At 28.8% G+C, this 9561-nt stretch carries 6 protein-coding genes and 1 pseudogene; 4 read left to right on the top strand and 3 right to left on the bottom strand.

All coding sequences use genetic code 11. From position 1 onward, the window contains the following. Positions 1 to 376: 376 nt before the first annotated feature. Positions 377 to 1087, top strand: coding sequence for a PAS domain-containing protein (locus tag ACR0P1_RS06780; RefSeq protein ID WP_432645648.1), 711 nt, complete (start codon positions 377 to 379; stop codon positions 1085 to 1087). Then, positions 1065 to 2081: a sensor histidine kinase gene (locus ACR0P1_RS06775; RefSeq protein WP_432645647.1), complete on the top strand. Its 1017-nt coding sequence runs from the start codon at positions 1065 to 1067 to the stop codon at positions 2079 to 2081. Before ACR0P1_RS06780 ends, ACR0P1_RS06775 begins: the two co-directional genes overlap by 23 nt. Positions 2082 to 2107: 26 nt before the next feature. Here ACR0P1_RS06775 and ACR0P1_RS06770 read toward each other — a convergent pair. Further along, a pseudogene (locus ACR0P1_RS06770) lies at positions 2108 to 4818 on the bottom strand (valine--tRNA ligase). Between the two features lie 162 nt (positions 4819 to 4980). Here ACR0P1_RS06770 and ACR0P1_RS06765 point away from each other — a divergent pair. Then, a complete protein-coding gene (locus ACR0P1_RS06765) occupies positions 4981 to 5337 on the top strand; it encodes a hypothetical protein (RefSeq protein ID WP_432645646.1) in 357 nt (118 codons plus the stop codon). An 18-nt stretch (positions 5338 to 5355) separates the two neighbouring features. Then, positions 5356 to 7014, top strand: coding sequence for a phenylalanine--tRNA ligase subunit beta (pheT, locus tag ACR0P1_RS06760; RefSeq protein ID WP_432645645.1), 1659 nt, complete (start codon positions 5356 to 5358; stop codon positions 7012 to 7014). Between the two features lie 158 nt (positions 7015 to 7172). Here pheT and ACR0P1_RS06755 read toward each other — a convergent pair whose 3' ends face one another. Both ACR0P1_RS06755 and ACR0P1_RS06750 read right to left on the bottom strand, forming a co-directional pair. Further along, a complete protein-coding gene (locus ACR0P1_RS06755) occupies positions 7173 to 7577 on the bottom strand; it encodes a secondary thiamine-phosphate synthase enzyme YjbQ (RefSeq protein ID WP_432645644.1) in 405 nt (134 codons plus the stop codon). A 52-nt stretch (positions 7578 to 7629) separates the two neighbouring features. Further along, positions 7630 to 9354: a right-handed parallel beta-helix repeat-containing protein gene (locus tag ACR0P1_RS06750; protein WP_432645643.1), complete on the bottom strand. Its 1725-nt coding sequence runs from the start codon at positions 9352 to 9354 to the stop codon at positions 7630 to 7632. Positions 9355 to 9561: the final 207 nt, after the last annotated feature.

Raw genomic sequence — 9561 nt, 5'->3', positions numbered from 1 at the left:
TTCAAAAAACAATGCCAAAATCAAGAAAACGAACATTCAAGACTAAACGAGGCGTTTTAAAACGAATCTATCGCAGGGATCTCATTTGGAATGACAATCGCAAAAAGGATTTTGAAAATCAACAAAGTTTTTGAAAGAGTCCATTAAACTATTATATCAATATTTATATAATTATAATAACAAACTATTAATTGACTTTATATCATTACCATTCATGATATATTATTAATAAAAAGGATATGATTATATGTCTGTAAGTTTTGATTAAAAGAGCAACAGTATTTTTATTTATAAAATGGACGACTTTATTTCCAATGACAAGGGCGAAAAGTACGAGATATAACCATTCAATAACCCTCTAGTTCAAGATGAAAATATTAAAATTGCAATATTAATACCTAACGAAGACAATACCGATTTTATTTATCAATATATAAACCCAAAATTAGCAGAATATTTTAATCTTAGCGCTGAAGACTTTTTTGGAAGAAGTACTAATATACTTTTTGGAAAATTAAGAAATAAGATATATCGCATTTTTAAGGAAGTTTATGAAACACACCAAAAAGACATCATGCATATAAACTATTATCAAGAAAATGAATTAAAATTTCGTCTTAAACTCAATATTACATTTATTGAAGAAGGTTATTTGTTAGTTACTGCAGAAGACACTAGTGCTGAAATCCATATTAAGGAATTACATAGTTTCAGTAAGTCATCAACATACATACAAAAAAGTAAAAAATATGGAATTGGGACTAAATTTGAAAATGGATTTTACATTTGGAGTGATGGATTATACAAAATTATTGACCGAAAACCATTATCATATGATAAAATGCATAATATTATATATGAACTCATTATTCCAGAAGAAAGGGCGAAACTTGAAAAATTCAAACAAAACTTAATAGACCATCCTGAAAAGTCATGTAAAGATTATTTTAAAATATTGACAAATTCAAATAAAACCAAAACTATTCTTTTAGATATTAAAAAAATATTTGAAAATAATCATCTTAAAAAGACAGCAATAATTGTTCATGATGTTACAGAGGAACTTGAAACCGAAAAAAAGATATAATATTTTAAATGACTTAAACTCCTTTATTTATAACAATTTGAATATTGCTAGTTTTATTATCAGTTATGAAACTAATTATTATTATGCTTCAAAAAATATAAGTGAAATGTTTCATTTATCTAAAAAACATCCTAAATTAATGCTCTATGACCTTCTTAATAACATTATTGATACTGAATTTAAATCAATGCGTGAACAAATTCATAATAATGAAATAAGTTTAATTGATGGAATTTATGACTACAAATCACCAATTTATGATAAAGTTCAAAAAATACAGATTACATATTTCAAAAGAGAATATAATGGAGAAACATATTACGTTGGTGGAATGCGAGATATTACTCAAGAGATTGAAAAAGAAAATAAAATATTAGCTGCAAATAAAAATATGGAACTATTAATTAATGAATCCAATCATAGAATTAAAAATAATTTAAATTTATTACTTAGATTCATTTCACTGGAAGAAAAATTCCATAAACAACCTGCAAAAATTATAGATAATCTCATAGGAAGAATTAACTCATTAGTTCTTTTGCATGAAAAATTAAGTTACACAGAAAATAACTATGATGTTAATGCAGTCGAATCATTCAAAAAAATGACTGAAGATTTATATTATACTTTTAATGAACAATCTTCCGAGATTACATTTAAATTTGATGAATACGAAGAATTCAAACTTCCTAATGATAAAATGACACCTGTATTACTAATACTAAACGAAATAGTAACTAATACCTTTAAATATGCTTATACAAGTGAAAATAATGAGAATGAAATATATTCATATATTAAAAAAGAAGATAATATCTGTGAATGTTTCATCAAAGACAACGGAAAAGGATACCCTGAAGGATTTGATCCAAAAAAATCTACTGGATTAGGATGGCTAGTTATCACTTCACTTATAACACAATTAAATGGAGAATTCGAAATATATAATGATAATGGAGCATGCTTTATATTAAGGTTCCCAATTAATGAATGAAAAAAATAGTTTAATTGAAGAAATAATTATTTAATTATTTCAACAATCATATCCAAGTTTTCGGACTGTAGGATATCTACTTTCTTACCAGATGCTCCTACAATCTCTTTTTTAATATTTAACATATCTGCAGGAACTACAATATCCTCAACTACAATTTCTTGAGAATCATCTAAAACACTAGCAATCTCATCAATATCTGTTGATTTTAAATAACCAATGATTTTACCAGCATCACCTTTGAATGTTGGTCCTATTTGAGACATATCCGGTTCAACTTCAATGATTTTTTCATGGACTTCAGGTTTTCCTGAACTGATAGTTAAATCATTAATTTTTAAAGTACCTTTAATATCTTCATCAAACATGTTAAATACATCAACTAAATCACTATCAGAAGTATATACATTTACTTCACTTAACTCAGCATTTAATGGGATTTTTGATGCTGATTTGAATCTTCTAACTTCATCAATTAATTCAATGGTAGTTTCACCTTTAATTTCCATCTCTTCACTGATTAATTCTTCATTTACTTCAGGCCAAGAAGTAGTATGGATAGATTGATTATCAAAGTACTGATAAACTTCTTCTACAAAGAAAGGTATAATTGGAGATAGCAATTTCAAGGATGTTTCAATTACACACCTTAAAGTGTATTTAGCAGCTTTTCTTGATTCATCAGACACATCATTATATAATCTATATTTTACAGCTTCAATATACTCATCACAGAAATCATGCCAGAAGAATTTTTCAATTAATCCAATTGTGTCTGCAAAATTGTAATTTGCAAATGCATTATCAACACGTTTATTTAGATTATTAAGTTTGGATAAAATCCACATGTCAAGTGGTCCTAATTCATCTTTGACTTCATCATATGATACTTCTTCATCGAAAATTTGCATACTGATAAATCTAAATGCATTCCAGAATTTTCTTATAAATCTGTATCCATGTTTGATTTCTTTCCAATCAAATATTACATCTGATCCAGGTACGCTGTTTGCAGCCCATGTTCTAAGTGCATCTGCACCATATTGCTCAATAACTTCTTCAGGGCCGATTACATTTCCTCTAGATTTACTCATTTTGTATCCATCTTCACCAAATACCATACCATTAATTACAACATCAGAGAATGGTTTTTGATCAGTTAAAGCAAGGCATCTAAGTGTGGTGTAAAATGTCCATGTACGGATAATATCATGTCCTTGTGGACGTATATTTGCTGGGAAATGATTGACATAGTCCTCATTAGGCCAACCTGCAATAGATAATGGAGAAATAGATGAATCCATCCATGTATCAAGAACATCTTCTTCAGGAATAAATTCTTCACATCCACATTCACATGCATGTTTTGGTTTATCTTGAGTTGGATCAATTGGTAAATCTTCAACATCAGGTAAAATAACTTTTCCACAATCTTTACAGTACCATACAGGAATTGGAGTTGCAAAAATTCTTTGTCTTGAAATACACCAGTCCCATTCCATTGAATCTGCCCAGTTTAGCATACGAGATTTCATATGTTCTGGCATCCAATTCATTTCATCTGCAGCATCCTTGGTTTTTTGGATTAATTCTCTTACAGCTACAAACCATTGTTTTTTGACAAGAATTTCAATAGGAGTTTTACACCTCCAACATTGCCCTACATTCTGATCAACTTGTTCTTGTTTTAATAAGTAACCTTCAGCATCTAAATCAGAAATGGTTTGCTTTTTACAGGTTTGTAAGTCCATTCCAGCATATCTACCAGCAGCATCAGTTAATTTACCAGTTTCATCAATAGCATCAATAATTTCTAAATTATATTTATTTACCCAACTTACGTCAGTTTTATCCCCAAAAGTACAAATCATTACTGCACCAGTACCAAATTCAGGATCTACTTCTTCATCTGCAATTATCTTTACTTTTTGATGAGATAAAGGAACTTCCACATATTTACCTAAAAGATGAGCATATCTTTCATCATCTGGGTGAATTACAACAGCTACACAAGCAGACATTAATTCAGGCCTTGTAGTTGCAATTAATATACCTTCATCTTTTGGGTCAGCTTGTTTACCTGAAGCTTGTGAAGATACAATATCTTCATAAGAATCTTCAACAGCTGGTGGGAAGTTAACATAGTTTAAAAATGTAGTATTATCACTGTATTCAACTTCTGCAAAAGCAATAGCTGTTTCACAACGAGGACACCAGTTTACTGGATGAATACCTTGGTAAATCAATCCTTCATTATACATTTTTAAGAATGAATATTGAGTTCTTCTCATATATTCTGGAGTCATAGTAATGAATTCACGATTCCAATCTTGTGAAAACCCATTGATTTCATTTGTGATTTCATACTAGCAATATTTTTAGTAGTTAAATCAACACAATATTCTCTAAATTTAGCTCTAGAAACATCGTTTTTCTTGATTCCATGAGTTTCTTCAACTTTAACTTCAGTTGGAAGACCATGACAATCCCATCCTTGTGGGAATAATACATCATAACCTTTCAATCTTCTGTATCTTGCATTCATATCAATATAAACCCAATTTAAAACATGACCTAAATGAATAAGTCCTGTTGGGTATGGTGGGGGAGTATCAATTATGTATCTAGGACGAGATCCATCTCCAATATATTTATAGATGTCTTCATCTTCCCATTTTTTCTCCCAAAATTTTTCTCTTTTAAAATCATAGTCTTTAGGGATTTCTTCATTTGACATACATTTTCTCCTAATATAATATTGAATTATAATACTATCAATTATGTATTTTATTATTTAAAAAACTTTCATAATACATTAAAAAAAATAGCTTAATAGGTAACTATATTATATAATAAAACTAAAATATTATTATTATCAATTAAAAGGACTGTAAGGAAAATGCAAATGATTTGGTTTTATGTTGCCGTTGTTTTAGCAATAAGTGATATATTACACACTACATTAATGTGGAAAGTTTTAAATAACTTTTATATTCTGTTAGGAGTATTTATTCAGCAATCTACCCATTCTTCATGGCAGACTTGGCTAATTCATGAAACAATGGAAGCAGCATTCCATTTTGTCATCTTATCGGTTGTTTTCTTAAATCCAATTATCGGATTATTAGCAGCCCTTATTCATTTTATAATAGATATATGCCATACAGTATTACTACCTGATATGGGTGAATTAGAACATAGAGCTCTTCATTTTGTTATTGAATCTCTATTCTTTATGATAATATATGGATTATAAAACTATGGAGCTATTTAAATGCCAGTTATTACATTCAAATATCAAGATTTAAAAGATTTAGGAATAGATATGGAAAAAGACGAATTAATCGATACTTTACCAATGATGTCTAGTGATATTGAAGACTTTGATGATGAAGAAATTAAAGTAGAATTCTTCCCAAACAGACCCGACAATCTATCTGTTGAAGGAGTAGCTAGATCATTTAAGGGATTCATTGGACAAGAAGTGGGTTTTCCAGACTACAAAGTTGAAGAATCTGGCGAATATGTTACTGTAGACAATGATGTTGCAGCAATTAGACCATACATCGGTTTTGCTAAAATAGATAATGTCGATTTTTCAGGAGATAAATTAAAATACATCATGGATTTCCAAGAAAACCTCCATTGGGTTATTGGAAGAGACAGAAAAAAAGTAGCTATTGGTATCCATAATGCAGATGCAGTAAACGGACCATTCAAATATATTGCTACTCCAAAAGATGAAAATGCATTTGTCCCTCTTGAGAAAGACAGCAAAATGACTCCTCATGAAATATTAACTGAACATGATAAAGGAAAAGATTATGCTCATTTAATTGAAGATTTTGACAAATACCCATTGATTCTTGATAAAGATGACAATGTATTATCCATGCCTCCAATTATTAACGGGGAATTGACTAAAATCAAAGAAGACACTCACAACATTATTGTTGACGTAACCGGTACTGATGAAAAAGCCGTTAATCAGTCTTTAAACATTATCTGTTCATCCTTTGCAGAAGTAGGTGGTCAAATTAAGTCTATGGAAGTTAAATATGAAGATAAAATAATAATAACTCCTGATTTGACTCCTCAAGAAATGAATGTTCATGTAGATACTGCTAATGAATTGATTGGTGGAACTAATTTAACTTCACAGGATATTAAAGAATTATTATTAAAAGCACGTTTTGATGCTGAAATAATCAGTGAAAATGAAGTTAAAGCAATAATACCTTCATACAGAGTAGATATTTTACATGAAGTGGATATTGTTGAAAATATTGCAGTACAATATCATATTAATGATGTAGTTGCTAAACTCCCTGATATTAATACAGTAGCTTATGAAGACAACTGGTTTAAAGCAGAAAGTACCATTCGTGAGGTAATGATTGCAATGGGCTTCCAAGAAGTAATGAGTTTAATGTTAACCAATGAAGAAGCACATTATAAAAAAATGAACCAAGAAGAAAAGCCTCATGTTCAAGTTGCAAGACCAATTACAATTGATAGAACCATGATTAGAACCAGTTTAATCAACTCACTTATAGAATTCTTAGAAGACAATAAACATGAAGACTTACCTCAAAAAATATTCGAAATAGGAGATGTTTTATACTTAGATGAAACTAAAGAAAATAAAACAGTTCCTTCTAAAAAACTAGCAGCACTCGTTTGTCACTCAACTGCTAACTTTACTGAAATTAAATCCATTATGAGTAGTGTTTTATCAAATTTAGGATATACTATGGAAATTACAGACAGTGAAAATAAAACTTTCATTGAAGGAAGAGTAGCTGATGTAACAGGAGTAGCTCAAAAAGGTACAGTCAAAGGATTCTTTGGTGAAGTATCACCGGAGGTTATTACAAACTTTAACTTAGATTACCCAGTAATTGCATTTGAAATAGAATTTATTAACAAATAAATTCTTTAATTCTTTTTTTTAATACCATAATTTTCTCATTTAAGTTCCATTTGATAATAATTACTCAGTTTCGGTGTAACATCATAATTATTAAAAATTAGTATCAAAATAAATAAAATAATTACAATAACCATTAAAATGATTAGCCATTTATTCAATTATTCACCAAGCATTGTCAAAGATATTGTTCTATTGTGTCTTGGTCCATCTAATTCTATGAAAAATACTGATTGCCAAGTGCCTAAATCAAGTTTCGCATTTTTTATAGGTAAACATTCGCTTGATGAAAGTGAAAATGACTTTAAATGTGACCTTGCATTACTGCCAATTGTATCATGAGAATAGCTAAATTTATCTGAAACTATATTATCAAGACAGAATTCTAAATCACCTAACAATCCCTCTTCATTTTCATTAACAACAATAGCAAAAGTAGAATGCTTTGAAAAAATAGATATAATTCCCTCATCGATATCAATCAATTCATCAATTTTAGAAGTAATATCAATGATTTCAAAGCTTTTATTAGTATTTATTTTTAAAGAATCAAATTTAATAGTCATTAAATATAGTTTGTTAAAACTTGTTAATAAATAAAAAAAATAAAAAGAAAGTTTAATCTTCTATTTCGGGTTTTCTCCAATACCCATAAATAATCATTACCATAAGTGAAACAATGCTTAATACTATGAGACCTGAAGTGTCAGTAATTTCTTTTGAAATTTTACTTGCAGGAACTACTTCATATACTTCTCCTTCTTCAGATTGTTCGCCTTCACTGGAATCTCCAGCATTAGCATCACCATTAGTCAAAGCACTATCACCATTATCTGATGAATCTTGATATACTCCAGAAGCATTTGTACCATAAATCCCAGAATTCATGGAATTTGCAAAATGAGCACTTTTTGAACTTCCATTCTCAGAATTTTCCCCTTTTGAAGCACCCTCACCATTAGCTAGAGAATCATCAGGTTTTATTCCTGAGTTTCCATGATTACCATTCTGTGATGTTGATGTTGAATCAGAACCATCATTTTTATCACTAGATGCTGTTTTATAAGTATATTTAACAGGTTTACCACCAATCATTACTTCAACTTCATATTCAGTGTCTGGATCAAGATTTGCATCAATTATAGCTTTACCATTTACAAATTTTGCAGTATATTGGTTTCCATTAATATTAACCTTTGTATCAAAAGTACCAAACTCATTGACTTCTTTTCCATTAGTATCATACATTTGAAGACCAATACCATTTTTAACTGAAAAAGTTCCCATTTTCATGATACCTGCAAGAAGCATAGGGCAGACAAATGTATTTGCATCATCAGTTGAATCAAACCAATTATCACCCAGTTTAAATACTGGTAAATCAGGATTATTTTTAGCTTGGTATCCTTCATTATGAGTTAAAACATTATATTTAACTTCCAATCTTGAAGGGTTTCCTTCTTTTGCTGTTTTAAAATCAGCTCCAAACAATAACCCATTACCTGATTCAAATGCACCCAATTCATAATCAGTATTACGCCTATTTTTAGTAAAAGTATTTGCGTTAATAACATCATAACTTGAAATTGAGTTTATATAAATACCATTAGGATTTTCATAAGCCAAATTGTATTTGATTATATTTCCAGTAGTTTTATTAAACAATGAGATTCCATTAAAGTTATTGTGATGTACAGTATTATTAGTTATATTACAATAATAAATATTTGAAAGATGTATCCCTGATCTTTTAGTATAAGAAACAGTATTTTTAGAAATTGTTGACTTTTTGACATTTTCTAAATGAATTCCATTACCATTAACTTTTGAAATATTATTAGATAATATACCCACATTACTTGAGTTTTTAACTAAAACACCTGTTTTTCCATTTTGAATACCGACATTCCTGATTGTTGTATTATCTGACGAATCAACAACAATACCATAATCACTATTGGATATAATAGTTAATCCTGATAATATACTTCCACAGCTATGAGATGTGAAATAAAACCCGAAAGAATTGCTTAATCCTAAATTTTTCGCTTTATCACTTATTTGGTTTGAAGTATGGATTTTTGAATTCGTATTGGAAACAATGTCCAATTTCTTATCAACAACTAAAGAAATATTATTATATTCCCTACTAGTAAATACAAATTTATCCCCATCTTGTGCATTATCAAACATTGTCTGGATTTCATCATTAGACAAATCTGAACTTATTTGATAAGTTGAACCAATAGTAGTATTATCTGCTACTGCATCACTTGCACTAACCGTCGAAATGACACATAAAGCAATAACACATATGAATAAAACATTTAAGGATTTATTCATATCAATCCTCCTATATACATTTAAAATCAATAAACATCAAATAAAATAATTTAAACTAATATGAAATTATTTTAATATTGATTAAAATTTAATACTCAAATCACCCAAATTACCATTAAAAAAGAATGAAATGTATTAATATTCATATTGATTTTATAATATACAATTTATTTCTAAAGACTATATAAATTTTATTGAAAAAAGGAT

This window comes from Methanobrevibacter sp. (assembly GCF_050872065.1).
Taxonomy (GTDB): Archaea; Methanobacteriota; Methanobacteria; order Methanobacteriales; family Methanobacteriaceae; genus Methanocatella.
Note: the sequence above shows the minus strand (reverse complement) of the source record. Positions and strands in the feature narration are given on the sequence as shown.